Genomic DNA, 24,095 nt, shown 5'->3' on the forward strand with positions numbered 1-24,095 from the left:
GCTCCGGCTCCACCGCCGCCACCGCCGCCGCCCCAAATCTTCCCGCCGCTCGACGTGTCGACCGTTACCGCCCGACGCGTGTAGAAGGCGGCGCCGCCAGCGCTGCCACTAGACCCATTGGTGGGGTTGCTCGGGTTCGCGGCACCGCTTCCTCCGGCGCCGCCGTAGCCGCCAGCACCCTGGATCAGGCCGTTGACGATGACATTTACGGTCACACCCACCGGCCAAGAGCCAACGTCGAAGCTTGGAGCCGCCGGAGAACTCGATCCGATCGTCACACCCGCGTTGATGGTGCAATTCACGACATCGCTGGATACTGGAGCCGGATAGAGAGAGTCGTGGATGACGCGCAGGTTCACATTGTTCAAGGGCGCGTCGAGAACGATGTTTCGCGTGCCCGTATCCACCGATGGCACGGACCAGAGCACCTCCTCCGCCTCGATTGACGATGTCCCGTCCATCCACGGATTGTAGCGCGTGACATGGATCGGGATATTGGACTGCGCGCCCGTTGCGTCCTGCACGGTTCCATGTTCGACGCGATACCCGATACCCAGCGTGACGTCCGTGCCGGCGTAGCGCTGCAATCGAAATTGCACATTGCGCGGCGGGTCACGGTAGCGTCCGAGGATCACGGCACCGACGCGATCGGCGACCGCACGGCCGCCGTCTGGAATCCATCGCGACGTGATGGTCCTGATCGCCGGCGTGCCGTAATCGGCCTCTGCATCCTCGTCGATCGACAGCGAGCTGGAGCGATAATTATCGAGGTTCGACAGCGGCTTGGTCGGATCAATCCGGGCGAAATAGACCTGCACGCGCGACACGCGCTTGTCTGGCTGCTCCTTGATCTTCAGCGACTTCTCGACGAAATTGTCCGGCGTGAAGGTGTCGGCATCGGTCACGACCGCGCGCAGCACCTGGAGGCGGAGCTTCTGGGCGGCGACATCATCCCAGATCACCAGCGCCGCCTGCTCAACCAGCTCCGAGACCAGTGTCGCCACCGACGTCGGCTCGCAGATGACTGCGGTATAGACGTTGCCGAGAAACGCCGCCGTCTCGGCCTGCCAATCCGCAAGATCGATCCTGGCCGGGTCGACGCCGGCATAATTGGTCAGGAGATGATGAATGATGTCGGCGGCATCCTGCGCGCTATAGTACACGGCCAACTGAACCCGGTCCTGCGCCCTGTGAGCGACCGCGAATGCGCCGCGCGAGATCGTCAGCGAATCACCCGAGCGCGTGAACGACACCACCTCGTTGCCGCCGATGCAGAGATAACCAGACGTCGGATACTCGGCGTTGCCGATGCCGGACGGCAGCAACGACGCGCTGGTGGCACTGCTGGTGATGTCGGCCGCAAGAAACCCGTTAGACAGCCCAGGCGCCTGCGCGCGATCACCGTCGGCGAGCTTAAGCAGATCCTTGGCAATGATCTGAAACTTGCCGTCGGGATCCGGACCTGTAAAGCTTTCGATGACGAAATGCCACGTTTCCATCTCGGCGAGATCATCGCCGACGATGCCATTGATCCAGCGCAGGCTGCGACCGCGCAGGAATGGTTGGCGCGCCCGAAACTTCCCCCAATACGTCCCCTGAGAATACGGATCATAGGCCCGCTCGGTGCGGTATTTATCGTAACCCTGCCCGGTGTCGGAATGCGGATGATCCTGAAACGTGACGGTGAGCGAGGCCCGCTGGCCAAGATCCTTGCCGAGCGAGACTGTAGCCGGCGAGAAGTCCACGGAGATGACTGAAGGGATGCAATCGATCTCGCGCGGCAGATACTCCGTCGGCTTGGCGAAGCGCAGCGTTACCTCGGACTCGGTGAAGTTGTCGCGGTCCTGACATGTCTTGATCGAATTGAAGCACTTTGCGGCGCCGGTCGTCGGGATCGAAGCCGTGCACGGCGCAACGCCGTAAGTCAGAGAGCAGAACGGAATATCGATCTCGACATAGGTAACGGACTGCGTCATCAGACGATCCCGCTCACTTTGAGATCGAACGCGATGCGATTTGACGGTGACTGCGGCACCGGCATCGGATCATCGATCGTCCAGCAGTAGCCGATTTCATACGGATAAGTGGCCGGCCGCCAGCCGAAGAAGAATGGCGTCTCTGCCGCCACTGCCATGAATTCGTCGCCGCCATGATCGCGGTACCAGGACGGCGATAGCAGCGAGAGCGGAATAGTCGTTTCGCGCCAAGCGCCGAGTACGATGCGGCCAAGGAAGTTTCCGGTCTCGCTGCGGCCGTTCTGGACATTCATCTTCCGCGCGTGTTTCAGCGGCGTGTGCCCGACATAGATCTTGCGCTCAAGCACCAGAAGCTTGCCGACGTAGACCACGGCCGCGCGCGGCAACTTGCCCGTTCCGGCAGCCAACTTGATGTCGACCGTCGCCAACGACTGCGCCGTGAAGCGAAACAGCGCCGGGCTGTCGTCTGGCAGCATAACTTCCTCGACCAAGGCGTTGCCGGAGCCGTCTTCGATCGTGACGGGAATCTGCTCGCTGCCGAAGTTGTGCCGTGCAATGCCGACATAGTCGATCTCGTCGACATATCCCGTCGTCACTGTCAGAAACTGCTCTCCATCAGCGTCCGATCGCCACTCCTCATGCGTGGCCGGGTTGGCAAGGTTCGAGGCTGGAAAGTCCGGATCCTCGTTATCGGCCACGATGTTTGCCGTGGTGACAATGTTGTGCCAGCCGATTACGGGATGATCGAGCGTGACCGGAAACTCCGGCGTCGAGTCGGTCAGGACGAAATTTTGCGAGATCACGAGAGACATCAGGCCGGCACCACGTTCAGGCGATAGCCGTCCGAGAACATGCCGTTCAGGCCATCGATCAGCGCGCTCAGCGCGTCACGCGTGGTCACGATCGGCACCGACATGTTGACGATGTTTTGTGCACCGACGCTGCTGCGCTGACCCTGACCGCCACCGCGGTTAGGCGTGATGTCGATCTGCTCGCCCGGCTCGACCATGGCCTGGAACAGCTTGCTATCCCCACCGCCGACGCCGCCAGGAACGGTCATGGACAAGCCATCCTTGAACCCTGTCGGAACGGACTGGCTCTTGATCTGCGAGACCAGCCGCGCGCCTTGGGCGAGCACGGCCGCCATGGCGGCTATGTTGGCCGGAAACGGCAGCTCCAGCGCCTTTGCTGCACCGGTGAACATCGATATCGTCGCCTGGATCGCGCCGAAAATCTGCGCCGCCTTCGCCATGGCGGAGCTCTCTTTTCCGAACGAAGCCGCGATCGTCGCAAAGCTCCCCGCCATGGAGGCTCCGGCGACGTTCCAAGCGGTGCCGGCGCGCTCGGCAGCGCCCTGCATGGCCTGCTCATAGGTCTCGGCGCTGATCTTGCCAGCGTCGAATAGCGCCTGGATCTTCTGCAATTCGACCTGATAGAGCTGGGTCGGCGTCAAGTTCGATTGCGTCATTTGAAGGCCGGCCAGCGTCAAGGCGTAGTCGGACGTCTTCTGCTTCAGAAGGTCGAGCTGCACCTGCTGCGCGGCGGTGATCGCCGTGTTGTTCGAGCGCGCGATCGACTCCGCTTGCAATTGCAGCTTCATCGCTTCCATGGCGCCAGGAAGTAGGCCATAAGTCGCGACTTCAGCCTTCATCCCCTCAAGCGACTTGCTTTGCGAGGCAATGAACTGATCGACGGCATTCTTTCCGCCGAGAGCCGAAAAATTGAAATCCTTCTGTGCAGTCGACGCTTTTTCGGTCGACGCCGCGGCGGCATCTGCCCCGGTCTGTGCGCCCTTCCACAAGTTGTCGACGATGCCGAATGTCGCGGTCGCGGTCTCCTGGATTCCGGCGACACCGCCCTTCACCTTCTCAAAGGCAGCGGTGAATTCGCCCTTCAGCACCAGCGATATCGCACTCGACACGGTCGAGATGTATTCGGCCAGCGACTTGAAAACGGCTCCGACGATCACACCGCTGGTGACAAGCGCCTTCATTGCGGTCGAAACCGCGGTGAGCGCGGCGCTCAGGAACCCGGAATTCTTGACGGATTCGACCATCGCGTTCGTGATCGCGACCATCGACGGCAGCACCTGGGACATCGACTGTGTGACAAGGCCGGTCCATGCGGCTTTCAGCCTGGTGATGTTGTCGTTGAAGGCTTCAGCGGCCTTGCCGGTCTTCGCGTCTAGGATCAGGCCGAACTTTTCAGCCTCGTCCTTCATCTCCGTGAGGCCATCGCGGCCGTCATTGAGCATGGGGATTAGGTCGGCGCCGGTCTTGCCGAACAGCGCCATGGCGACGGCGGTCTTGCCGGCACCATCCTTCAGGCCGGAGAACCTATCCGCTACTTCGCCGAGAACTTCGTCGGACGATTTCAGCCTGCCATTGGCGTCCGTGACTGAGATCCCGAGCGCGCGGAAGGCGTTGGCCGCGTCTCCGGTCGGCTTCGCCGCCGCCTCGGTCATGTTCTTGGAAAGCTTGCCGACGGACTTGCTGAGCGCCTCGAAGGAGACGTCGGAGAGGTCCGCGGCATAGGCGAGCGCGGAAAGCTGCTCGATCGGCACGCCGAGCTTTGCCGACGCCTTCGAGAGCTTGTCGGCGTCGTCGATGGTGTGCTGTAGCGCGATGCCGATCGCCACGCCGGCGGCGACAACGGCGGCCGCGGCCGCGGCCATACCGGTGGCGACGGCTGAGCCGAACGCGGCCAAGCCGGACTGCGAGTCCTTCAGGCCCTTGTCGAGAGCGGCGGTATCCGCTCCCAACACGACCCGGAGTGCACCGATGATTGCGCCACCAGCCATTTACGGCCCTCAGTTCGGCTTGCCCTTGACCTCGCCGCCGAGCAGCAAGGTCCATTGTTTGGCGATCGCCAGCATTTGGTCGGGGGATTGCGGCTTGCGATCGCGCGTCAGCAGCGCTCGTAGCTTTGGGAACTTCTTCAGCCGCGGGAGGGCCGCGGTGTGGTAGGCGAGCCAAGCCCGCTCATTGTGCTCGCGCGTGAACTGCGCTTGCTTGCCTGCGAAGATCAGGGCGACCTGCCGCGGCGTCTTGGACCAGAAGGCGTCCGGATCGAGCCCGCACGCCACCCAATCCATCAGGAGGGCCGGCCAGTCCCAGCCCGGCGCGGCCCCTGCTGAGGGCCCGGCTTGGCGTCCTTCTTGGCGTCCGGGAAGGCGGCGCCGAGCGCCTCGGTGACCTTCGCCATGACCTTCAGCGCGCCGCCGGCGGATAGGATGAGTTCGCCCGCCTCCTTGAGCGTCAGCTCAGGATGGCCCTCCTGGAGGCCGCTGTGCAGCACCTGACGCACCACGGAGACGGACATCTTGTTGATATCCGACATTTCCGCGGCGATGGCCGGGAAGCCCTTGCCCAACGCCGCTTCCATCGAGCAGATCGCGTCAATGGAGTACCTGAGCGTATAGGTCTTCTCGCCGGCCTGAAGCTCGACTTCGCCCTTATGCTGGTTCGCCATGGGTTACGCCTGCACCAAGGAAGGCTTGCCGGTGACCTTGAAGGTGACCGAGGCGGCCATCTTGTCGTCGATCGGCGCGTCCGGCTCGAAGGCGGTCAGGATGCCGGCGAACGAGAAGTAGGAGCCATCCGGGAACACGATCTGACGGTTCTTGCTCGCGCTGGAGCCGTCGAGGTCGAGCTCGGCGGTCAGCGCCAGCGCCGCGGAGCCGCCAGGCACGAAGTTCAGCTCGAGCGAGACCTCGCCACCATCCTTCAGGCCGGCGATGAACTCGCGCCACGCGCCGGGGCTTTCCTCGTGGGTGGCGTCGACGGTGTCGCGCGCCATCGCCGGCGGCGTGATCGCGGTCACCTCCGCAAGCGTCGTGAACACCTCCGGGGAGGCGCCGTTGCCGGACTTGAAAACCGTGCCGTAGCCGATGCGCGCCTGGGTGGTCATCGCGATTTCTCCATTGTCAGAAAGGGTTATTTCCCGGCTGCAATCTTGGCCGCGAGCCGCTCGGCCTTCCTCGCCAGACGCTGGCGCGCCTTATCGATCTGTCCCGCGAGCGAATCCTTGATGCCGTTCAGCACCTTCATCACGTTAGCGTCGAAGGCTGGCCGGAGATGCGGTTGCGCCGCCTGGTGCGCGTTGCCGAATTCGGTCTGGACGCCCTTCGCCGCCGGGCCCGGCCCGATGTAGACCTCGACGTCGCTCTCTTTGCGGTTCATGCTTTTCTGCCGGCGCGAAAGCTTCGTGCCGACCGTGTAGGAAGCCTTAAGCCCGCCCTCGTCCCGCGGCGCGTTGCGCTCGCCGTCCGCCCTGATGGGCTCGCCCTGCTCCTTCAAGGTCCGCAGCAGCACGTTGCGCGCGGTCGCCTTGGGAAGCTCTGACAGAGCCTCGTCGAGCTCGGCCAGGCCCTCTATTTTGAAAGTTTGCCGCGCCATTTCCCGCACCGGACGGTAGTGTGGCGACAGACGAAGTCCGCAGCCGCCTGCGGATCGACGCTAAGCCACCCCAAATCGCTGAAGAACTTGAGCGCGCCGACATATGCGCGCCACCAGAACGGCAGCTTCACCGAAAGGGTAACCGTGAGCATCGATTCGACGGGTCCAGCCATCACAATTCCTCGTGGTGCACGAAATAGTCCCGCATCACGCCATAGAGTTGCACGACATCGTCGTATAGCTCACGCTCGTCGGTGCAGAAGGCGCCCTGGATGAACACCGATGGATTGCCTACCGCGCCGGTGAAGCCGCTCAGGCAGTCCTTGACCTTGTTCGCCAGCACGGTGGCGGCGTCCGCCGTCGGCGCCCAGGCCACGATCTGCATGCGCGAGCGCGCGTATCCGGAGGCGCCTTCCATCTTGTAGTCGGTGTCGCCGGAAATGCGCGTGTAGACCACGCTCGCGACCTTCACGCCCTGCGGCATCCGGATCGGGTAAACGCGCGTTCCGACCAGCGCCGCAACGCCGGCATCGCCCAGCAGAAGGGACTGAAGCGCTGGGCGAATATCCTTCATCAGGCGGAGACGCCCGAATAGCCGAACAGCAGTTTCATGCTCGTGGTCGACTTGGCGATGCCGATCACGTCGTAATATTCGCCGGTGCCGACGTCGGCGATCGGGCAGATACCGCCGGCCGTGCCGCTGAGATAGTAGGTGACGCCGGCGGTGAACGCGGCGTTGAAAGTGATCTCGCCGGACTTCTGAACCTTGATCGGCTGGCTTGCAGACGCGCCGTTCAGCGAAATTGCCTTGGCGTCGCGCGCCAGCGCGGTCGCGGAGTCGGCATCGGCCTTGTACCAGAAGCCATCGGCCGCCTTGTATAGCGCCTGCCCTGCGGTGATGGTCTCGCCGGCGGTACCGTCTTCGGTGATCGCGCCAGCGCCAGGCAGCACGCTTGCGGGAGTTACGGAGATGTCGACCATGGCTCAGAGTCCTTTCGATGGTGAGATGATTTACGTCGTAGTCACGTCGGCGCGTCGGAGCGTCTTGATCGAAAGATCAACCTGACGACCGACCTCGTCCGCAGAAATGATGTCGTAGACGAGATACCAAGCCGGGCTCTGCGTATTCGCCGCGATGCCGTCGACCGGATAGATGATGCGATCACCAGGCGCGAGAGGCCGGGATGCAGAGGCGATTTCGTGAAACCGGATCGTGAACGTCGTCTCTTGGCTCGCCACCTTCTCTGGATCCGCGAACTTCTCGGCACCCTTCGTCGGCGCCACGAAGGCGAAGCACTTATAGGCCATGTCCGCCCATGTCTCGATAGGCTCACCAGAGCTCGACTGCGTCAGCGTCTTGCGCTGAATGATGATCTGCCGATCGTAGCGCCGCTGCATCAGAACCTCGTGCGGCGATATGGGCTTAGCAGCGCGTCAACAGCAAACGGAAGCGGCGCGACGGTTTGCCCGACGATGACCGCGGTCGGGTTGTCGAACCAATGCCGCACCAGCAGAAGCATCGCCTGCTTGATCGCATCCGGGACGCTGCTAGTCGGCGGATCACCGGCTAAATCCGCATAGCCGGCCTTGTACTCCACCCGTACCGCTGCCGGCATAAACTGCCGAGTATTCGGATACGCGTAATTGTAGACGAACTCAACATACGTCCCGAGATCATCGGTCAGGACGTTGTAATTCGCGCTCGACACCGTCTGTTCGACATTCTCCGTGTCGGTGTACTTCACGCTCGACACCGAGATCACCGGGAACAGCGGCAACCGCAGCCTGTTGCAGAACGCATCATAGTCCTGCCGCCACGTCTGCTCGCAGAGCGCCCGGCCGAGAATGCCAGTCCAACCATCGAGATGCGCCGTTGCGGCGGCAATCAGCCCGTCGATCAGCGGATCCTTTTCGGAATAGCTGATGTCGAGTTGAGCCTTTGCCTCGGTGCGCGTGATCGGCTTGATGGCCGGCGGCGTGACGAGCACAGGACGATACATACGAGCAACCCGCCACAAGAGTGGACGCCCCAGGGCTAACCCCAGGGCGTCATGTCATCAGGCCGGAGGATTTGCCGCCGGCATGCGCAGCGGGCGCAGCACCCACTCCGCCGACACGAAGATATTGCCGGAGTCGTTGCCGGTCGGCGTGATGGTCGCGCGCAGATAGCGCTTGATGCCGACATATCCGATCTTGCGCAGCTCGTTGTCGTCGTCGAACGCGAACCCGGCCAGAGCCTCGGTGCCGTTGAGATATTCATCGGCGACCGCAGCATAGGTCGAGTTATCGTCGCTGTCTTCGATCAGAACAGCGAAGGTCGCGTTGGCGTCGGTGTTGGCGCCGATATTGATCGCCAGCATGGCGCCGTCGTAACCCTTGAGATCCGCAACCGTGGACACGATGGCGGTATTGTCGGTGCGCGCTGCCTGAGGGGACACAGCCCGCTTCAGGTCGAGCCCGTTCATGATGTCACGCATTGAAGCGTTCCTTTCGATGGTGGTGAATGGGAAACAGGAAGGCGACCGGCGGCGTTTAACCGCCGGTCAATGCGTCAGGATCAGGAAGTACCGAACTTCATCAGCTTGATGGCTTCGAAGTTAACGACGCCGCCACCGGTGCGCTTGGTGGTGTAGAACTTCGTGTACGGCTTCGAAGTCAGGTTGTCGCGCAGCACTCGGATGCCCTGCCGATCGACGACCTGGTAAGCCTGCTTGAGGTCACCGAACGCGAGCGAGAGGCTGTCGGCACCAAGCGCCGGCATGTCTTCCATCCGAACCACGGGATATCCCATGATCGTCTCAGGCTGGCCGGCGATGAACGAAGGCTGCCAGAGATAGTTGCCCTGACCGTCCTTGAACTTGCGGATGGCGGTGATCACCGATCGGCGGGTGAACCATGCGGCGTTGATGAGGTACTCGTTCTTGAGCAAGCCCATCAGGTCGTACAGCTTGTCACCCTTCGCCGACGCGGCAAAGTCACCCGAAACGCCAGTGGCGAGGTAGCCGATGGTGCCCCAGGTCACGCCGGAGCCGGAATCCGCCGCCACCGTATAGCCGTTGACGAAGCCGCGGATCTTGTTCGCGGCACCGGTGATGAACTCCGAATTCTCGAAGCGGCCGAATTTCGCGCCGACCTTTTCCATCAGCCAGCCTTCGATATCGATCGAGGCATCATCCAGGAGGTTCTGGGTGGCCTTCGGCTCGGTATCGAGGTTGAACACCGGAATCTTCCACTCGCCGACCTGCGGCGTTGTGGTATCGCCCGAAGTCCCATGCTCGCCGGCATAGCCGACGCCAGCCTCGCCAAGGTCTTCGATGCCTTCAAGGGCATCCGTCGAGATCGTCCGCACGCTGGCATACTGGCGAACCGGGCTGGTCTCGTAGACCTTCTTCACGATCCCACCGGTGGTGTCGGGAGTCACCCACACACCGCCATCCGGGTCCGAGCCGACCGAGAGCGTCTTTACCTCATCGGCAGTCAGCATCTCGCGGCCACCGCGCGCGAAGCTGTCGAAGGCCGACTTGTAGTCCTCGTAGCCCTTAGCATCGAGCGGAGTGAAGGGCCGGCGCCGATCGATGGCGACAGCGTTCAGCACATGGTTGAATTCCTTCAACTCGAGCTGAAGCTTTCCGTTCTCGTCGTTCTTCAGGCCAACGCGGTTGAGCTTCAGTTCGAGCGCTTCACGCTCAGCCTTCTCAGCCTTCACGGCCGCTTCGATCGCAGCCTTGGCCTCGACTGCCGCATCAAGCGACTTCTCGATCTTGCTGAGGCGCTCGACGAGCACCGGATCGTTGGCGCCGCCCTTCGACTTCAGTTCCTTGATCTGCTCGTCATGCGACTTCTGGAACGCGTCGAACGCTTCGCCCTGCTTCTTGAGCAGGTCTTCAATGGTCTCAGGCATGTTGCCTATTCCTTCAGGTTGAGAGTTTTGCGATGTTGCGGCGAATGATTGCCGCCAGATCGGCGCCGTCCTCATCCCGAGGGTCCGTTGCCTTGAAGCCGCCGGCGGCGATTGCCTTGGCAGCAGCGTGCGAGTAACCGCCTACATCCCGTAGGAAGTCCTCGAATTCACGAATGGTGCTCATGGATTTCATGCCCCCCGGTTTTGCCGAGGTGAGCGCTTCGTATGCGCGCTCCATCATGCGCATCATTTTCTTTTGCGACGCCATATCTGTCGGCTCGTCGCCATCCATGTGCTTCTGATGCAAATCGATAGCATCGCCGAGTTCTTTGACCGCCGTTCGCAAATCGCGATCGATTGCCTTAACGGCCCCGATGCGCGCCTTGTCGTTGGCCGGAAACGTCACGATCGAAAGCTCCATCAGATCGAGCTTTTCGAGATATCGGTGCGGCTCGCCAGCCTTCGTGCCGTTGCGAAACTTGATGGTCTTGTAGCCAATCGACATGCCGTCGAGCGCGCCGGCCTTGAGGCCTTCGTAGATATATTGGCCGCGCTCCGTGTTCAGCGCGAAGAGCTCGCCCTCGACCTTCAGGCCCTTGGAGTTCTCCTCCATGGAGGTCCACTTTCCGATCGGCAAGAGGTCGTCGGCGGTGCCGCCGAACATGCCGCCACCGTGCTGCAACAGCATCGGCGGAAGCTTGCCTTTGTCCTCCCATGCCCGCAGCGTGCTCTTGAAGGCGCCCTTTTCGATCACGTCGCCATACGAGTCGACGTTGCCGAAGATCGCTCCATAGCCGGAGAACACCCCCGTCTTATCGGAAGCGAACTTGACCTCCATGTCGAATCGCGCGCGGTCCATCATTCGTCTCCGGCATCGTCCGCAGGTTCAGCGGCTGGTTTCGGCGCGGCCGTAGCGGCCGAAGGTTGCGGAAGCTTGTCGGCCTCCGGCTCGGTCGAGCGGTCGAGGTCTTCGAGGTCGCGGACCTCGTTCTGCGTCAGCCAGCCCTTCGCGCTGCCAGATCCCAAGGCCTTCTGGTAATACTCGGCCTTGTCCTTCGGCGCCGTGCTCATGAGCGCGTTGACGACGAACTTGGTGTAGTAGCCGGCCTTCAATTCTTCCGGCGACAGCAGGTTGACGTTGGCGCTCTGTGAGATGCGCCGGTACATCGGATCGAGCGTGTAAGTCTTGTGCGCCTGGAAGAACTCCGACGCGCTCGCGAACGTCGGAGACTGGTCGCCGGCGTGCCCGATCATGATAGGCCACACGCGCAGCGCGCGGCAGATTTCCTCGATCTGGAACTTGCGCGTCTCGATCAACTGCTGATCGACCGCGGACATAATCTCGTTCGTCAGCTTGGCATCCATGTCCAAGATCATCGGCTTGCCAGCGCGCTCGCCGCCAGGCAGATGCTTGTCCATCCACGCCGCGAGGAAGCCGAACTTCTCAGGCGTCAATTTCTCCTTGACGGCATACACCGCCGACGTCTGCAATCCGTTCTTCTGGCCTTCGCTCTGCCCGCGCTCCAGCGACAACGACAGGCCGATGGCGTTTCGCGCCAACCCGATCGGATCCATCCCGATCCACGAATTCCACGACGGACCGCGCAGATGCCAAATCGCATCCTGGCCGAACTCCTGCTCCTCGCCGGTCTTGCCGCGCACGAAGTAGCGCAGGCTGTAGTCTGGCCTCTGCTCGACGCGCACGCGGCCCGGCTCAATCGGAATGAGTTCGCGGATCTCACGCGCGATCCCCACCCGGTTGACGAACACATAGGCGTTGTACGTCAAGTCCAGGTGGAAGCTGATCGTCTCCAGGAATTCCAAGCTCGTCTGCCAATCATTCGGCCGACGGCTGATCCGCATATGGAGCGGATGGTCTACTGCGATCACCCGGCCGCCCTTGGTCTCCTGGTAGAGGCGGAACGGAACTGAGAGACCTTCGGCGCGGACGCGGCAGCACGCCAGCACCGTGGTCACCGTGAGCGCCGTATTCCAGTTGACAGGAACTCCTGCCTCAGAAAGCCGGGCCCCGTAAACTTGCTTGAACAGCTCAAGAGACGAAGTGATCGCCTGATCGTTCGCCGCCTTCCGCCCGATGAACCTGTCCCAGAAGCCCATGGGCGACGATACCTCTTGGCGCTATGCAGCTTCCCAAAACGATTTCTGCGGCTCACCGTCGTATGCGAGCGCCGCACCCACCGCCATTGCGAGCGCAATTGCGCAGTCAATCTTTTGCGTGGACTTCTCTTTCGTCAGCCAGTAGTTGCCCCAGCGGTCCTTGTCGGTTACCGCGGACATCATCGCTGAGATTAGGACCGGATTCGACTTGATCCGGATCCTCTTTTCGAGAAGCAACTCCTCAAGCTGACGGATGCTCATCGGCATCCAGAGACCTTCCGGCTCACGATCGGCGGCCTTGGCGGCCTCCTTCATCGCATCAGTCGGTAGCCCCTTCTTCGTTCCGCCCTGCGGATGCTCGACGAACTCGACACTTAGGCCGAGCTTGTCGCACTCCGGTTCAAGCCCTCGCTTGAACGCATATCGGTCATAGGCAAGGCAGCGGACGTTGAACTCGTGCGTGGCCTCCGCAATCGCCTGCGCCACATGGAGATAGCTGATGCTGCTTCCCGGCGGCGCGTTCAGGTGGCCGTCCCGCACCCAGATATCGTATGGCGCCTTGTCGCGATCTTGCCGCGTCTTCACCGTGTCGCCAGGTGTGAACGCCTCAATCCACGCATCGAATGTCGGCTTTTTCGCCGTGACGCTCTGGCCGTCCTTCTCGACCTCGACTGTAACGTCACCGGTCTTCACAACAAAGCCGAGCGCCGTGATGTCCTTGTTCTGCGACAGGTCGCAGCCCATCCAAGCGTCGCGTCCGTGGTGCTGCACCACGTCGAACTGAGCGAGGCACGGTTCGAGCGTCGCTCGGGTCATCCACGCCGTGTCGGCTTCAGTCCAAACACAGAAGTGAAGCCGGAGGATGTTGTTCAGTTTCGCAGGGATGTCCTTGCCCTGCTTCACCACTCCGGCGAGGTATTCCTCGGTGATCGTAACATTCAGCAGCGGGTTCGCTTTTGCCCAGCACGAAGGATCCTCCAGAGGATCATCACCAGGATCAAGCGCACACACATAGCTAAAAGTCGTGTCGTCAATGACCTCGCCCAGGTAGAACGGATCATCGTCTTTCGCTTCGCGATTGCCGGCCGCGACGCGGATGGCGTGCTCGTGCTCAGTGTAGCAAACCGAGTTGCGGTCACTGCCGCTGTTCGTGATCATCACCAGCATCGGCTGGCGACGGAACTTGAAGCCGCGCTCCAGTATCTCCAGCACGCCGCCGTCTGGATGCTCGTGGAGCTCGTCGACCAGAGCGAAATGAGGCCTCGGCCCAGAGCCGGTCTTCTTCGTCTCTCTCGACACCGGCCTGAAGAACGAATTCGTCTTCAGGTACGCGATGTTATGTTCCTTGCCTTCGCCGCCGCTGAACTTCAGACGCTGCTCCAGCGCCGGCGATTTCTTCACCATCTTCACCGCGTCGGCGAAGAGGATGCTGGCCTGCTCCTTTGTTGCGCCGGCCGAGTAGACCTGCGCTCCCGCCTCACCGTCCGCGGTCAGGCCGTAGAGCCCGATGCCGCCGGCTAGCGGCGACTTGCCGTTGCCCTTACCCTGCTCAATGTAGGCCCGCCGGAAGCGCCTGGTGCCGTCAAGCTTCTTCCAGCCGAACAGCGAGCCGATGATGAAGTCCTGCGGCGGCGCCGACTTGAACGGCTGGTTATCGAACTGGCCTTCGCTGAGCTTCAGCCGCTCCTCGAAGAACCGCAGCGCCTTAGCTGCGGCCTCCTTGTCGTAGATCAGATCCTTGCGCTTCAGGTCGTCGAGATGGCGCCGACATGCGTTCCGAACGTGCGGTCCGGCTACGATCTTCCCAGCAACCACCGCCTTTGCATAGGCGGTAGCGCGATCGACCGGCTTAGTCGTCGAAGAACTCGTCCTTGTCTTTTTTGCTTTCATCCAGCACGCGATTCCGCTCGTCGGTAAGGCCGAGCTCGCTCATGTAAGCGCGCAACTGGCCGTGCTTCGCTGCCGGAAAACTGGTGGGCCCGTACCGGAATTCGGACCACAGCTCGCAGAACGCGATGGCCGCCGGCTCTCTGGATGCGTCGAGCCACGAAGCCGGCTCGATGTAGCGCTTCCACGCTTCGAGCGCCTGACCCTTCAAGCCCTTCGGCCGCGTCAGCTTGCCGAAGCTGGCGAGCGCCGCCTCGACACCAGCGCGCTGATCGTCCTCTGATCCGTGCCTGGTTACGTTCGTGGTCCCGTCGACCAAGCGAAGGTGCGCAGGCTTTGGCTTTGCGCCGCGCTTTGCCACTTTCCGGTTCCTAACTGTTGCAGATTAGCCATTCCGGGACATCAATCTGCAAATCTGCGAATTTTTGGTCGCCACCGGTCGAGAAACCAAACCTTGTAGACATCGAGACCGGGGGTGGGAGTGTTCTGAAAAAAGAAATCGTCATTTTATTTTTATTTTTGCGAAGCACCATCAATAGGCCAACCATCACTGCCTACCACCTGCCTTGCCCTGCCACCGCGCTCGATGCGCTGCTCGTCTGTGTCGTGGCATGGCTTGCATGATGAGGCGAGATTGTCAGGATCCCAAAATAGTTTTTGGTCACCCTTATGTGCTCGCTTGTGGTGCGCAATGGTGGCCTCGACCACCTTACCTCTGTCCTTGCAGCGCTGACACAAGGGCTCCTTCCGTAGCTGCCCTAACCGAGCTGCCTGCCACCTTGCTGTGCCGTACCATGCGCGCCATGGGTTGTCAGCCTTGCGCCTAGCATCATGCTCTCGGTTGCGTTGGCGTAGGTCGAGAGGCTTAGGCATCGCTTCCGGTCACATGATACGCTCCAAGCAGACAAGCCAACACCGCGCACAAAGGCGCGGACTACCGGTTATTCCGGCGCGCTGCTGTTCCACTTACCGCCCGAAGGCGCGGCCTCTAACCGGGTATCCAGCATGCGACTTCTGTCTAGATTCGAGCGCTATGTGATTTGCGGAAAAGCAACAATGGCTGTTTTGCTTATCCACACGCATCCCACAGGCTAATGCCTCGAAAGCTGAAAATGGCGCTCTCTATCCCCGGCATAATCAAGATCTGGCTGGAGAAAGACGAACAAGCCGAAAAGAAAAATCGACAAGGTCAAAAGAAACAAGCTTCTCTTCAAAAGAACCTCCTGCCTACACACGTCCCGTTGGGTAGGTTGCTATCTACAACCATGAAGCGAAACAAATCAACCAGATCCTCGCTTTCACCCCTTCTGATCGATCGCCTTAACCGGACTGAAGTAGCCGTCTCGATCGCCGTCGGAGATCTTGTCTCCGGCCTTGATCGGCGCCGCCGCCACCCCTTTATAGCCCTGCTTTGCAGCTCGATACCACTTTCCGTCAGGACCGCTGTAAATCGCCATACCAGCGTCCATATCCTCGCCGGCGATGCCCTTGACCATCAGACCTTCTCCAATCGCGTGCCGCTCGTCTCTTCGCGCTCATCTGGCGGAGCAATGAGCACGACTTCAGTAAACGGCTGATTCTCGTCAGGAGCAGCGTGGCGGCCGAAATACCAACGATCCTTTGCCGATGGATCGCGAGGACTGACATTTGAATCCAGAACTGCACCTATCTTTTTCAGCGCCGCTACATCGTCAAAGCCTAGTTCATAGCCAGGAATAACGACACGAGCCGACGGATCGAACTTAGCGAGTTCCGCGATGAGTTCTGCAACCGTCATCTTGATTAGACCTTCTCCAATTGCGCCCCGTCAAACACGACCTTCGTCTTCCGACCGAACAGGTTGACCAGCGCGGTGATCGCCCCCTTGGGATCTAGCGAGTATACTTCCGCCGCGAATCCGCTGAAAGGCCCCTCAGCCACACGCGTAGGCTCGCCTTCGGCGAAGTTGTGCACGCCGCTGATGGCGCGCTGAGCCCGCTCCATCTCAATCCCTTCCCGGCGCCGGATCGCGTTTATGGCGCCCTCCTGGATGGCGCAGGGGATGCCCTCGAAGCGCAGATAGTCCCGCACGCCAACGACCCGCTTTGGAATGCGGAAGTCGTCCACGCCCTCGACCAGCTTGGCGAACAGGTAGCCCGGAAACAGCGGTCGCTCGACCTCGACCTTGCGGCCCCGCCGGACCATGCGCTTCAGCACCTTCGGCGCGTAGGCGTCGATGCCGCGCTCCCGCAGCCCTTCCGCGGCGCGTCCTTCGCGATTCGGTTCGGCCAAGATGATGAACCAGTTCGGCCGCTCGTTCTGCATCATGCCTCGTTCTCCGCCGCTCCAAGGCCGTCCTGGGACGCCTGCACTACCAGCTTCCAAATCCGGTCTCGCTCTGTCGGCCCGACGCCTGACATCGCCTCGGTGATCTCCGACGCGCGGCGCCTGTCGACGCCCCGCGTAGCGCCGATCTCGATCCGCTTGAGAGGCGCTCGGTGTTCAATAACTGACATGACGCTAGGCTCGTTCGGCTGACCGCGGCGCTGAATGTCTACCGTCTCGCCCTTTGCGATTGTGTTCAGTCCATCGAGCAGATTGCGCATCTGCCGTGTGTCAGTAATGCGTCGAGCAATGACGATCAACTTTCCGACCTCAACAAGAGCATCACTATCGTGCATCTGCTCTACCCCGCTCTGCCAATTCTGAAGTCTCATGAAAGACACCGTGACATTTCGAACAAAGCACTGTCAGATCCTCCGGTAGCTCCTCGCCCCTACGCACATATGTACGATGGTGAACTTGCAACCGCTGTCCCGAGCAGCAGACTTGGCACCTAAAGCGCGCCCTCTTCAACGCTGAAGAACGAACATTCTGCCAATGCTCCGTTTGCAGATATTGCCTGTACGGCATACCATTCAAAAATCTGAGATTGCTATCGCGCTCCTCTCGCTGGCGCGATGCGCAACAATCAAACTCATACTGCGCCAACGAATAGACGCCGCGCCTGTCAAAATCCCGCTTCTTGTCGACGATCGCCTTTAGCTGAGATCTAGACCTTGCCTCGATATCCCCATCGCAATACGCGCATGGCCACTCAACCTTGCAAGGACCAATTACTCGCAGCAGTTCATGCTGATTTTTAAAGCCAAAGGCCGCGATAATCTCGTTAATTGGGACGTCGAGGCTCCAATAGAACGAATTGATCTCCATCACTTGGCTAGGACTAAACCTCACGCTGCGTCCTCCGATGCTGGAGCGATGCGCTCGCCGAAATCGTTGAAGCCTGGCGGAAACAGGGTCGGGCAAAGCGCCGCGTTGTCGACGATCGTCCCGTCATTGCGCTTCTGCTTGCAGAGGAACAGCGGCCTCTCGCCGCGCTCGCGCCGCACCACGTTCCAACAGGTGTGTTCCAACGTCCCGCCGACGACGATTTGCCACTCGCTGCGATCCTCGACTGGCTCAGCAGGCTTTTCGGCAGCCGGCCTCCAGTCCGGATCCTTTTTCAGCTTGAATTCGAGCCACCTGTCACAGAACAGCTTAAACGCCATGTCGGGGTTGTAGCTCTTCGCGCCCGTCGACATGCTCAAGGCGATGAACTTGCTCAGCTCGGCATTCAGGTCGGCCTTTTTCATGCCGAGGCTGTAAGCATATTCGACAGCTCGATCTGACGGCTGGTAGGTCTCGTCGATCTTGGTTGGCTTGCCTTCCTCAATCACCTTCAAATCAGGGCGAGCGAGTTGCGGTCCCTCTCCCTTCCTAGGTACAGGTACAGGTACAAGGTCAGCATCGAGGCCTCGCGAGCTTTCGCGAGGATGCTGCGAGGCGTCGCGATATTCAGGCAAGCGAGACGGAGACGGGCGATCAATCTTCTGATGCTCCAACCACTTAACGATTTCCAGATACTCTGACCCGTCGACCACGTATCGGCGTATTTGCTTTTGCTGCTCCAACTCGGCCAACCACCCATCAATGAGGCCTGGAGCATCGTCGTCGTATGGGTAAAGAAGGCTCGCGAGCAATCGCGAGGCCGCGCGAGCCCTCCCAGCATCGTCAGCGACGGTAAAAAGCTGGATGAAAAGTAGGCGCGCATCGCGGCTCAGCCGGCCGATCGACTGAGACTGCGGAAGCTCCGGCTTGATGGTGCGAATCCTAGCCATCGATCTTCGTCCGCTCCTGCAAAGCCAAGAAGGCACCGCGCAATATGAGCCGCTTGGCCGTCGTCACGCTCACCTGAAACATCCCCGCGACCGCCTTGCGCGCCTCTGCGTTCGTCAGGTTTTTGCTCACACCGAGAGCGAGGCGCGCCATGTCGTCACGCTTCTCTTTCGGGATGTGGCCGTTCTCATTTTGTTTCACGTGAAACGCCTACACGGCAGTGTATTTGAAGACCTGAAGCCCCAAAGCGTAAGCGGTCGCGACCTCGGCTTGCGCACCCTTGCTCTTTTCCCAGCCCGGCAGCACGGCCACGGCGTCCGCGTGGAGGCAGATGAACTCCAGGTCGTCCTTGAGCGCCTCCCGAAGATTGAAGCCATGGACGGCCGCCGCTAGCGCTTCGTCGCCTGCTTCGTTGCCCTTCGATATGTCGACGCCGTGGTGCTCGATGTCCCGCTCCGCCGGGTTGAATACCGTGTGGCCTTCCGCGCGCAGTCGAGCCGCCGCGGTGTGGAAAGCCGGGAAGTTGAATTCTGCGATGCCGCGCATCGGCCCCGCCACGTAGATCTTCATTTTGACGCCCCTTCGAACAGTTGGATTTGCTTTGGAGCCGCCGGCAGCGGCACGAACATGTCAGGGCGCGCCAAGGCGTCCGAGATGCGCTCCGCGGCGATGTCGAAGTACCGGCGATCGCGCTCAATGCCGATGAACCGCCGACCAAGCCGCACCGCGGCAACGCCAGTCGAGCCCGAGCCCATGAACGGATCGAGGACCATGTCGCCCGGATTCGTGAACTTCTCGACGATCTCGCACATGAGCGAGATGGGCTTTTCGGTCGGATGCTCGCCGTGGCGATCGGCCTGGTTTGTCAGGTGCGTGAAGACGTTGCGCCCGCCGCCCTCGTTCCAACTTGAAAAGCCCTTCCCGCACCATGCGGTGACGAAGCACTCGGCTCCCATGGCTGGCCCCTGCCCGTTGAACTGCGGCGCGCTGTCCGGCTTCACCCAGATGCAGGCGCGCTTGTAGCGAGCTCCAGCGGCCTCAATAGCGTCACGCCACGGCGCGACGCCCTCCGGCGTGCAGAACGCGATTAGCCAGCCCGAGCACCGCTCCACCAGCGCGGCTGTCACCGGAGCCCGGATGGCCTCCACCGAGCTGAAATCGATCGCCTCCAGCTCGGCAGCGCCGTCGGCGCGCAGCTTTCGCGACCGCCTCTGTTTGGCGTCGTGCATGTGCTGCTCATACGGCGGATCGCCGATGACGTGGTCTACAGGCCCAAGCGTTGGAATGACGTCCAAGCAGTCGGCGCAATAGAGCCGCACGTTATCGGACAGCGTTTCAGCTCCCACGATTGGCCTCCCGAATATGGAACAGCCGGTTTGCGACCTGCCATTCGAAGACATGGAGCTGCTTCGCGATCGCGTAGGTGTCGAGGCCCTGCTTCCATAGAGCCACGATCAGGCCATCGTCGACGTCGGTAAGCGGCTCTGGAGCGTGCTGGAGGCGATGCTTCACGCGCGCCTCCCGTGGAAGACGCCGCTGCGATAGACCGGATAGACATGGGCCTTCTTGACCACGTCGGTGGCGCATCTACGCCTCCCGACCTCGCCGAGCAGGACGCCGTCTTTCATGGCGCGCCGCCAGACACTGCCTGCCGCATTTGGGTGCAGCGGCTTCACCTTGACCAGCGGAAGGACGTCGTCAGCGTGGACCTCGCACTGGCGTCGAGCTACGTAGCAGATCGCGGCGTACAGCGCATCGCAATAGCTCGACCCGGACAGAACCTCCGCGAACTCGGCCTCGATCATGCCCGCGTCGCGCGCCTGCACGGCCTGGCGAGATGTGTAATCGTCAAAGGAGAGCTGTTGCGCCATGCTCAGCCCTCGATTGCCACCTTGAGCGCGTGCACTTCGGCAGCGATCATGGCATCTCGATCGACCATCTCAGTGATTTTTCGTACCGCATGCAGCACCGTGGTGTGGTCTCGGCCGCCGAATCTCCGGCCGATTTCCGGCAGGGAGCGCAGCGTCATGGTCTTCGCCAAATACATGGCGACTTGCCGCGGTCTGACGATGTTGGCGGTGCGTCGGGACGACATGAGGTCAGCACGCGAACAGTTGTAGCTCCGCGCCACGACCCGCTGGATGTCCTCGATCTTGACCCGACGCGGTTCGATCGGAGACAGCACCGAATGCAGAACCTGCTCCGCTTGCTGGACTTCGAACCGTCCTGATACGAGATGCATCGCGTGAGCGACCAAGCTCGTGCCGACGCCAACCATCGCGTGCCCGCTCCGGCCAGAGGTGTTCTCCGCAACGAAATCGAGAACCTCGGCAGATATCTGCGGGGCACAGTTGCCGAGCACCGCCCGGCGCTCCGGACACCCGAGGCGGCCGAGCTCCAAGACGAGGCCGCCTGCGAGGCGTGATTTCGTCCTGTCATCCGCATCCAGCTCTGCCGGAGGTCGATCGGCGGTTATGACTACCTTCTGTCCGTAGTCGATCAGCGTCCGGATCAACTGGAAATATTCGGCCGTGGCCTTCCGGTTTCCGAGCACCTGGATGTCATCGATAAGGAAAACAGATGCGCCGCGCAGCGTTTCCCGCAAGGATACCGACCTTTGCGATTTCATGGCTTCTGCAAATTCATGCATGAAGCGGTCTGCGGTTAGATAGATCGCATCCGGATTGGCGTGCGCGATTGCCTGGATCAGGTGCGTCTTACCGAGTCCAGAGTCGCTAAAGATGAACAGTGGGCTATAGGCCGACGTCTGGGATGGCTCGCTGTCGGCGACCTGCAAAGCGGCAGCGTGCGCCAGTGCGCTCGATTTTCCGACCACGAAACGGTCAAACGTCATATTCGGATTCAAGGACGACCCGAGCGGCGGCTTTGGCACCTGTGCCTGAGGCTGGACCGAGAGGCCGAGAAGCGGGCGCGGCACCCGAACCGGCTCATCCTCTGTCGGCCGGCCACCAAAGAATTTAGCACGGCGGCGAAGGACCGCTTCGCGCCGCTGCTCTTGTGTCATCTTCAGGTACGGATCGTCCTGCACAAGCTCGGTGAACGCCTGCATTGCCTGCATGGTCCCTGCCCTTCCTCGTTAAGAATCCCGCCCCGCTCTCGCGAGGTGATGCGCGAGATCAGTGCTCAGCGCCGCCGCGTAGCCAGCGGACGAGCCGGGTAAGGCTGGCCCGAATAGAAATCCTCATCCTGAAGAAGCAGGGCAGCCGCGTTCGGCGATTGGTTGGCGTCATCGAGCAATTCCCGGAGTTTGCGGCGCTGCTTGCGTTCGGCGGTGGCAAGATCAACGGACGCCATCCACGCCTTGAGCTTCATCCACCAGCGCGGCGTGTTGTCCGTCATCACCGCTGCAAGGAATTCGCGGCCCCATTCGCTCTGAAGCAGCGCCGCAAGCGCGTCACCTGGAATTGTCGCCTTTCCGGAGAGCCAGTATTCGCAGTTGCGCAGCGAATATCCCGTGATGTCAGCAAGATGCAGCGCGGTCTTCACAGGGAAAACGGCCCGCGATCTCTGCATGAGTTCGACCGTCAACCGCAGAGCTCTGCGGCGCTGACCGCAACGATCTGCGGTGACGTAATTTGCGCGATTATCCGATATGGCCTTAGCTGGCGCCATGATGACTTACACCCCTGATTTCGAGATTGATGGTTGTTGTTCCGCGATAACGCTCGCGGCTGCGACTCGGAACGTGCGAGAGTTTTTGCGAACGCGATCAGCGGTCGCCACCGACGCAGAACCAACGGCGGCAACCGCTTCACGGACCCGGACTCCCCTCCGGATTTCAGAAGAAAATGCGGAGGCGCCTCGTCGAGGCGCCTCCGCCAGTGACGACGCGCCGGGAGGAAACATGGGGGGTGAGCGCGTCGGTCTGAAAAGGTTGACGGCCGCCGCCGGCGAGCCGGGCTGGTGGACCACGGCGGCGGCCGTCTGCTTCGCCGGATGGCGAACTGAAAAACCCAAGAGGATCTGAGGATGGCAAACAACCACACGATCAAGGCGCCGTGCCCCGTCTGCGGGTGCCGCACCGCGAAGCTGGCGCGATGGTTTCGCGCTGTCCGGATGCTGGTGCGCTACATCGTCGTGTACGCATCCATGGACGGGAGGCGCTGACATCATGCCGCGCTCGCCTCCTGCCGGGATCGGATGAAGTTGCGGACGCGATCGATCGTGACAACGCTCGGCAGCCGACCCTTGCCAAGGTCGCCGACGAAGTTGCGATCCTTCAGGGCCTCCCAGCCAAAAGCGCTGGCGCTCATTCCCGCCTCGCGACAGAAAGCATCGATCTCAACGACAAGGGCCTGAATGGACGGGTGCAGCGTCATGGCTGACCAGAATATAGGGACTTTCCTATCCGTCAAGAGGAAAAGTCCTATTGGACAGGGATATAGGATAGTTCCTACAAGTTTAAGCTATGGATGCAGTGCGGAAATTGATTCTGGAGAAGATCGCGGAGCGCGAGACCAACATGGCCGAGGTCTCTCGGCGCATTGGGAAGAACCATGCCTATTTGCAGCAGTTCATTTATCGGAACATTAACCAGGAATTGCCGGAGAGGACCAGAATTGCGCTTGCTGAGGCGCTCGGCGTGGGTGAAGCAGAACTAAAACCGCCGTCTCTAAAGGAACATAAGAACGGTTCTAACACCGCAGCCGTAGGACTACCGCCACGGGACAATTTAGTTGATTTAAACGCTACACGGGTGTCACAATTAACCCGCGATAAAGACCTGATCCGGCCGGCCGCAGACCTATTTGGAGCCGCGGATTTGCCAGTTTTTGGCACGGCCGAGGGGGGCAAGGGGGCGTTAATTGTGACAGACCAGGCGGTGGACTGGGTGGTTCGGCCGGAGCCACTCCTCCGGGTCCGGGACGGCTACGGCATCATCATCACCGGCGATTCGATGTCACCGGCGCACGAGTCGGGGTCGACCGCCTTGGTTAACCCGCATCTGCCGCCGCGCGCCGGCGACACCTGCGTTTTCCGAGCGCATGGCGACGATGGCACCGTTCACATGTGCATCAAGAAGCTCGTGCGGATCACCGAGGACGCCTGGCACGTCATGCAGCACAATCCTCAAAAGTCTTTCAAGTTGAAGCGTTCGGAGTGGCAAGAATGTCACGTCACGGTCGGGAACTATTCGCGCCGCTGATTGCGATCGCGCTATCCACTCCGCTCATCGGCTGCCAGACGAACGCCTCCACCGTCGCCGACGCGGCACCACCCGACGCGCGCGCGGCGATCCTGTCGAGCAAGGGCAGCCTTTGGAAGGATCCCGACAGCATCAAGAACGCCAGCATCACGGCGCCCCGCAGGCACATGGGTTTCATGTGGCACGTCTGCGTCAGGGCAAACGCGAAGAACAGCTTTGGCGGCTACACCGGCGAAAGAGACATGCTGATCGGGCTCTACGACGACGGCCGGCCGCCGGCAGTTCTTATGGCCGACGCCACCGGCTACTGCGACTACCCGCACGAGCCTTTCCCCGAGCTGAATGCTGGTTATAGCCCCACATCAGCCAGCGCCCCTCGCCGCCCCGACCGAACCTGAAAATAGTACCTTTCCTGCCCAGGAACATTTTTAGAACCTCTATATAGGATTTTTCCTATTGACTGAATAGGAATAGTCCTATAGTGTCCTCCCAATCGAATTGGAGAGGACCGA

Annotated in this window: 35 protein-coding genes; 3 read left to right on the plus strand and 32 right to left on the minus strand. The window is 61.1% G+C overall.

Annotated features, from left to right (window positions below):
* The 31 genes from AX729_RS13810 to AX729_RS13950 form a co-directional block, all read right to left on the minus strand.
* Positions 1-1,976: hypothetical protein (locus AX729_RS13810; protein WP_061023884.1), on the minus strand; the 1,976-nt coding region annotated here is incomplete at its 3' end.
* Positions 1,976-2,788, minus strand: a complete 813-nt coding sequence (locus AX729_RS13815; RefSeq protein WP_061023885.1) for a hypothetical protein — start codon at positions 2,786-2,788, stop codon at positions 1,976-1,978. The genes AX729_RS13815 and AX729_RS13810, both read right to left, overlap by 1 nt.
* The gene (locus AX729_RS13820) at positions 2,788-4,776 is read right to left on the minus strand and encodes a phage tail tape measure protein (protein WP_156456942.1); all 1,989 of its coding nucleotides are present in this window, start codon (positions 4,774-4,776) and stop codon (positions 2,788-2,790) included. The genes AX729_RS13815 and AX729_RS13820 overlap by 1 nt, the downstream gene beginning before the upstream one ends.
* Before the next feature lie 9 nt (positions 4,777-4,785).
* A complete protein-coding gene (locus tag AX729_RS13825; RefSeq protein ID WP_061023889.1) occupies positions 4,786-5,070 on the minus strand; it encodes a hypothetical protein in 285 nt (94 codons plus the stop codon).
* Positions 5,070-5,447 carry a GTA-gp10 family protein gene (locus AX729_RS13830; RefSeq protein ID WP_061023890.1) on the minus strand — a complete coding sequence of 126 codons (378 nt, stop codon included), beginning with the start codon at positions 5,445-5,447 and terminating at the stop codon, positions 5,070-5,072. Before AX729_RS13830 ends, AX729_RS13825 begins: the two co-directional genes overlap by 1 nt.
* 3 nt (positions 5,448-5,450) lie before the next feature.
* Positions 5,451-5,885 (minus strand): phage tail tube protein, encoded by a 435-nt coding sequence (locus tag AX729_RS13835; RefSeq protein WP_061023893.1) that lies wholly within the window; start codon positions 5,883-5,885, stop codon positions 5,451-5,453.
* A gap of 26 nt (positions 5,886-5,911) precedes the next feature.
* Complete coding sequence (locus tag AX729_RS13840; RefSeq protein ID WP_061023895.1) at positions 5,912-6,373, minus strand: HK97-gp10 family putative phage morphogenesis protein; 462 nt, start codon at positions 6,371-6,373, stop codon at positions 5,912-5,914.
* Complete coding sequence (locus AX729_RS39620; RefSeq protein ID WP_156456943.1) at positions 6,349-6,546, minus strand: hypothetical protein; 198 nt, start codon at positions 6,544-6,546, stop codon at positions 6,349-6,351. The genes AX729_RS13840 and AX729_RS39620 overlap by 25 nt, the downstream gene beginning before the upstream one ends.
* Positions 6,546-6,947: a tail completion protein gp17 gene (gene gp17 / locus AX729_RS13845; RefSeq protein ID WP_061023897.1), complete on the minus strand. Its 402-nt coding sequence runs from the start codon at positions 6,945-6,947 to the stop codon at positions 6,546-6,548. Before gp17 ends, AX729_RS39620 begins: the two co-directional genes overlap by 1 nt.
* A complete protein-coding gene (locus AX729_RS13850; protein ID WP_061023899.1) occupies positions 6,947-7,354 on the minus strand; it encodes a hypothetical protein in 408 nt (135 codons plus the stop codon). The genes gp17 and AX729_RS13850 overlap by 1 nt, the downstream gene beginning before the upstream one ends.
* Before the next feature lie 30 nt (positions 7,355-7,384).
* A complete protein-coding gene (locus AX729_RS13855) occupies positions 7,385-7,771 on the minus strand; it encodes a head-tail adaptor protein (protein ID WP_061023901.1) in 387 nt (128 codons plus the stop codon).
* Positions 7,771-8,373 carry a head-tail connector protein gene (locus tag AX729_RS13860; RefSeq protein ID WP_061023903.1) on the minus strand — a complete coding sequence of 201 codons (603 nt, stop codon included), beginning with the start codon at positions 8,371-8,373 and terminating at the stop codon, positions 7,771-7,773. Before AX729_RS13860 ends, AX729_RS13855 begins: the two co-directional genes overlap by 1 nt.
* Positions 8,374-8,430: 57 nt before the next feature.
* Positions 8,431-8,850 carry a hypothetical protein gene (locus AX729_RS13865; protein ID WP_061023905.1) on the minus strand — a complete coding sequence of 140 codons (420 nt, stop codon included), beginning with the start codon at positions 8,848-8,850 and terminating at the stop codon, positions 8,431-8,433.
* Between the two features lie 80 nt (positions 8,851-8,930).
* Positions 8,931-10,274: a phage major capsid protein gene (locus tag AX729_RS13870; RefSeq protein ID WP_061023907.1), complete on the minus strand. Its 1,344-nt coding sequence runs from the start codon at positions 10,272-10,274 to the stop codon at positions 8,931-8,933.
* A 13-nt stretch (positions 10,275-10,287) separates the two neighbouring features.
* The gene (locus AX729_RS13875) at positions 10,288-11,136 is read right to left on the minus strand and encodes an HK97 family phage prohead protease (protein ID WP_082770428.1); all 849 of its coding nucleotides are present in this window, start codon (positions 11,134-11,136) and stop codon (positions 10,288-10,290) included.
* Positions 11,133-12,392, minus strand: a complete 1,260-nt coding sequence (locus tag AX729_RS13880; RefSeq protein WP_061023911.1) for a phage portal protein — start codon at positions 12,390-12,392, stop codon at positions 11,133-11,135. The genes AX729_RS13875 and AX729_RS13880 overlap by 4 nt, the downstream gene beginning before the upstream one ends.
* 21 nt (positions 12,393-12,413) lie before the next feature.
* On the minus strand, positions 12,414-14,282 hold the full coding sequence (locus AX729_RS13885; RefSeq protein WP_082770429.1) for a terminase large subunit: 1,869 nt from the start codon (positions 14,280-14,282) through the stop codon (positions 12,414-12,416).
* Complete coding sequence (locus AX729_RS13890) at positions 14,242-14,598, minus strand: hypothetical protein (protein ID WP_156456944.1); 357 nt, start codon at positions 14,596-14,598, stop codon at positions 14,242-14,244. Before AX729_RS13890 ends, AX729_RS13885 begins: the two co-directional genes overlap by 41 nt.
* A gap of 194 nt (positions 14,599-14,792) precedes the next feature.
* Positions 14,793-15,152 carry an HNH endonuclease gene (locus AX729_RS38605; RefSeq protein ID WP_082770430.1) on the minus strand — a complete coding sequence of 120 codons (360 nt, stop codon included), beginning with the start codon at positions 15,150-15,152 and terminating at the stop codon, positions 14,793-14,795.
* A 425-nt stretch (positions 15,153-15,577) separates the two neighbouring features.
* Positions 15,578-15,775 carry a hypothetical protein gene (locus AX729_RS13895; protein ID WP_061023917.1) on the minus strand — a complete coding sequence of 66 codons (198 nt, stop codon included), beginning with the start codon at positions 15,773-15,775 and terminating at the stop codon, positions 15,578-15,580.
* Entirely contained in the window at positions 15,775-16,056 is a 282-nt protein-coding gene (locus AX729_RS13900; protein WP_061023919.1) for a hypothetical protein, read from the minus strand. Before AX729_RS13900 ends, AX729_RS13895 begins: the two co-directional genes overlap by 1 nt.
* A 5-nt stretch (positions 16,057-16,061) precedes the next feature.
* Positions 16,062-16,586 (minus strand): transcription termination/antitermination protein NusG, encoded by a 525-nt coding sequence (gene nusG / locus AX729_RS13905; RefSeq protein WP_061023922.1) that lies wholly within the window; start codon positions 16,584-16,586, stop codon positions 16,062-16,064.
* On the minus strand, positions 16,583-16,975 hold the full coding sequence (locus AX729_RS13910; protein WP_061023923.1) for a hypothetical protein: 393 nt from the start codon (positions 16,973-16,975) through the stop codon (positions 16,583-16,585). The genes nusG and AX729_RS13910 overlap by 4 nt, the downstream gene beginning before the upstream one ends.
* 516 nt (positions 16,976-17,491) lie before the next feature.
* Positions 17,492-18,418 carry a hypothetical protein gene (locus AX729_RS39625; RefSeq protein ID WP_156456945.1) on the minus strand — a complete coding sequence of 309 codons (927 nt, stop codon included), beginning with the start codon at positions 18,416-18,418 and terminating at the stop codon, positions 17,492-17,494.
* Positions 18,411-18,617: a hypothetical protein gene (locus AX729_RS13925; RefSeq protein WP_061023929.1), complete on the minus strand. Its 207-nt coding sequence runs from the start codon at positions 18,615-18,617 to the stop codon at positions 18,411-18,413. The genes AX729_RS39625 and AX729_RS13925 overlap by 8 nt, the downstream gene beginning before the upstream one ends.
* Positions 18,618-18,626: 9 nt before the next feature.
* Positions 18,627-18,986 carry a DUF4406 domain-containing protein gene (locus tag AX729_RS13930; protein WP_061023930.1) on the minus strand — a complete coding sequence of 120 codons (360 nt, stop codon included), beginning with the start codon at positions 18,984-18,986 and terminating at the stop codon, positions 18,627-18,629.
* Positions 18,983-19,762, minus strand: coding sequence for a DNA-methyltransferase (locus tag AX729_RS13935; RefSeq protein WP_197433596.1), 780 nt, complete (start codon positions 19,760-19,762; stop codon positions 18,983-18,985). The genes AX729_RS13930 and AX729_RS13935 overlap by 4 nt, the downstream gene beginning before the upstream one ends.
* Positions 19,752-19,928, minus strand: coding sequence for a hypothetical protein (locus AX729_RS40465; protein WP_197433597.1), 177 nt, complete (start codon positions 19,926-19,928; stop codon positions 19,752-19,754). The genes AX729_RS13935 and AX729_RS40465 overlap by 11 nt, the downstream gene beginning before the upstream one ends.
* The gene (locus AX729_RS13940) at positions 19,925-20,287 is read right to left on the minus strand and encodes a hypothetical protein (RefSeq protein WP_061023935.1); all 363 of its coding nucleotides are present in this window, start codon (positions 20,285-20,287) and stop codon (positions 19,925-19,927) included. Before AX729_RS13940 ends, AX729_RS40465 begins: the two co-directional genes overlap by 4 nt.
* A 2-nt stretch (positions 20,288-20,289) precedes the next feature.
* The gene (locus AX729_RS13945; RefSeq protein WP_061023937.1) at positions 20,290-21,495 is read right to left on the minus strand and encodes a DnaA ATPase domain-containing protein; all 1,206 of its coding nucleotides are present in this window, start codon (positions 21,493-21,495) and stop codon (positions 20,290-20,292) included.
* Positions 21,496-21,560: 65 nt separating this feature from the next.
* Positions 21,561-21,923, minus strand: a complete 363-nt coding sequence (locus tag AX729_RS13950; RefSeq protein WP_061023939.1) for a hypothetical protein — start codon at positions 21,921-21,923, stop codon at positions 21,561-21,563.
* A gap of 483 nt (positions 21,924-22,406) precedes the next feature.
* Between AX729_RS13950 and AX729_RS40910 the strand changes: the two genes are divergently transcribed.
* The gene (locus tag AX729_RS40910) at positions 22,407-22,544 is read left to right on the plus strand and encodes a hypothetical protein (RefSeq protein ID WP_210183194.1); all 138 of its coding nucleotides are present in this window, start codon (positions 22,407-22,409) and stop codon (positions 22,542-22,544) included.
* Between the two features lie 2 nt (positions 22,545-22,546).
* Here the strand turns inward: AX729_RS40910 and AX729_RS13955 are convergent, their stop codons facing one another.
* Complete coding sequence (locus AX729_RS13955; RefSeq protein WP_061023940.1) at positions 22,547-22,756, minus strand: hypothetical protein; 210 nt, start codon at positions 22,754-22,756, stop codon at positions 22,547-22,549.
* A gap of 89 nt (positions 22,757-22,845) precedes the next feature.
* Here AX729_RS13955 and AX729_RS13960 point away from each other — a divergent pair, with 89 nt between their 5' ends.
* Together AX729_RS13960 and AX729_RS13965 are read left to right on the plus strand one after the other, a co-directional pair.
* Positions 22,846-23,583: a S24 family peptidase gene (locus tag AX729_RS13960; protein ID WP_061023942.1), complete on the plus strand. Its 738-nt coding sequence runs from the start codon at positions 22,846-22,848 to the stop codon at positions 23,581-23,583.
* On the plus strand, positions 23,547-23,981 hold the full coding sequence (locus tag AX729_RS13965) for a hypothetical protein (RefSeq protein WP_061023943.1): 435 nt from the start codon (positions 23,547-23,549) through the stop codon (positions 23,979-23,981). Before AX729_RS13960 ends, AX729_RS13965 begins: the two co-directional genes overlap by 37 nt.
* The last annotated feature ends 114 nt before the right edge of the window (positions 23,982-24,095 follow it).

The organism is Bradyrhizobium sp. CCH5-F6 (genome assembly GCF_001556045.1).
Taxonomy (GTDB): Bacteria; Pseudomonadota; Alphaproteobacteria; order Rhizobiales; family Xanthobacteraceae; genus Bradyrhizobium.

Bases quoted from the DNA above. Each gene is read 5' to 3' on its own strand.
- AX729_RS13815 (WP_061023885.1), bottom strand. From the start codon at position 2,788: ATGTCTCTCGTGATCTCGCAAAATTTCGTCCTGACCGACTCGACGCCG.
- AX729_RS13820 (WP_156456942.1), bottom strand. From the start codon at position 4,776: ATGGCTGGTGGCGCAATCATCGGTGCACTCCGGGTCGTGTTGGGAGCG.
- AX729_RS13825 (WP_061023889.1), bottom strand. From the start codon at position 5,070: ATGGATTGGGTGGCGTGCGGGCTCGATCCGGACGCCTTCTGGTCCAAG.
- AX729_RS13830 (WP_061023890.1), bottom strand. From the start codon at position 5,447: ATGGCGAACCAGCATAAGGGCGAAGTCGAGCTTCAGGCCGGCGAGAAG.
- AX729_RS13835 (WP_061023893.1), bottom strand. From the start codon at position 5,885: ATGACCACCCAGGCGCGCATCGGCTACGGCACGGTTTTCAAGTCCGGC.
- AX729_RS13840 (WP_061023895.1), bottom strand. From the start codon at position 6,373: ATGGCGCGGCAAACTTTCAAAATAGAGGGCCTGGCCGAGCTCGACGAG.
- AX729_RS39620 (WP_156456943.1), bottom strand. From the start codon at position 6,546: ATGGCTGGACCCGTCGAATCGATGCTCACGGTTACCCTTTCGGTGAAG.
- gp17 (WP_061023897.1), bottom strand. From the start codon at position 6,947: ATGAAGGATATTCGCCCAGCGCTTCAGTCCCTTCTGCTGGGCGATGCC.
- AX729_RS13850 (WP_061023899.1), bottom strand. From the start codon at position 7,354: ATGGTCGACATCTCCGTAACTCCCGCAAGCGTGCTGCCTGGCGCTGGC.
- AX729_RS13855 (WP_061023901.1), bottom strand. From the start codon at position 7,771: ATGCAGCGGCGCTACGATCGGCAGATCATCATTCAGCGCAAGACGCTG.
- AX729_RS13860 (WP_061023903.1), bottom strand. From the start codon at position 8,373: ATGTATCGTCCTGTGCTCGTCACGCCGCCGGCCATCAAGCCGATCACG.
- AX729_RS13865 (WP_061023905.1), bottom strand. From the start codon at position 8,850: ATGCGTGACATCATGAACGGGCTCGACCTGAAGCGGGCTGTGTCCCCT.
- AX729_RS13870 (WP_061023907.1), bottom strand. From the start codon at position 10,274: ATGCCTGAGACCATTGAAGACCTGCTCAAGAAGCAGGGCGAAGCGTTC.
- AX729_RS13875 (WP_082770428.1), bottom strand. From the start codon at position 11,136: ATGATGGACCGCGCGCGATTCGACATGGAGGTCAAGTTCGCTTCCGAT.
- AX729_RS13880 (WP_061023911.1), bottom strand. From the start codon at position 12,392: ATGGGCTTCTGGGACAGGTTCATCGGGCGGAAGGCGGCGAACGATCAG.
- AX729_RS13885 (WP_082770429.1), bottom strand. From the start codon at position 14,282: ATGAAAGCAAAAAAGACAAGGACGAGTTCTTCGACGACTAAGCCGGTC.
- AX729_RS38605 (WP_082770430.1), bottom strand. From the start codon at position 15,152: ATGCCTAAGCCTCTCGACCTACGCCAACGCAACCGAGAGCATGATGCT.
- AX729_RS13895 (WP_061023917.1), bottom strand. From the start codon at position 15,775: ATGGTCAAGGGCATCGCCGGCGAGGATATGGACGCTGGTATGGCGATT.
- AX729_RS13900 (WP_061023919.1), bottom strand. From the start codon at position 16,056: ATGACGGTTGCAGAACTCATCGCGGAACTCGCTAAGTTCGATCCGTCG.
- nusG (WP_061023922.1), bottom strand. From the start codon at position 16,586: ATGATGCAGAACGAGCGGCCGAACTGGTTCATCATCTTGGCCGAACCG.
- AX729_RS13910 (WP_061023923.1), bottom strand. From the start codon at position 16,975: ATGAGACTTCAGAATTGGCAGAGCGGGGTAGAGCAGATGCACGATAGT.
- AX729_RS39625 (WP_156456945.1), bottom strand. From the start codon at position 18,418: ATGGCTAGGATTCGCACCATCAAGCCGGAGCTTCCGCAGTCTCAGTCG.
- AX729_RS13930 (WP_061023930.1), bottom strand. From the start codon at position 18,986: ATGAAGATCTACGTGGCGGGGCCGATGCGCGGCATCGCAGAATTCAAC.
- AX729_RS13940 (WP_061023935.1), bottom strand. From the start codon at position 20,287: ATGGCGCAACAGCTCTCCTTTGACGATTACACATCTCGCCAGGCCGTG.
- AX729_RS13945 (WP_061023937.1), bottom strand. From the start codon at position 21,495: ATGCAGGCAATGCAGGCGTTCACCGAGCTTGTGCAGGACGATCCGTAC.
- AX729_RS40910 (WP_210183194.1), top strand. From the start codon at position 22,407: ATGGCAAACAACCACACGATCAAGGCGCCGTGCCCCGTCTGCGGGTGC.
- AX729_RS13955 (WP_061023940.1), bottom strand. From the start codon at position 22,756: ATGACGCTGCACCCGTCCATTCAGGCCCTTGTCGTTGAGATCGATGCT.
- AX729_RS13960 (WP_061023942.1), top strand. From the start codon at position 22,846: ATGGATGCAGTGCGGAAATTGATTCTGGAGAAGATCGCGGAGCGCGAG.
- AX729_RS13965 (WP_061023943.1), top strand. From the start codon at position 23,547: ATGTCACGTCACGGTCGGGAACTATTCGCGCCGCTGATTGCGATCGCG.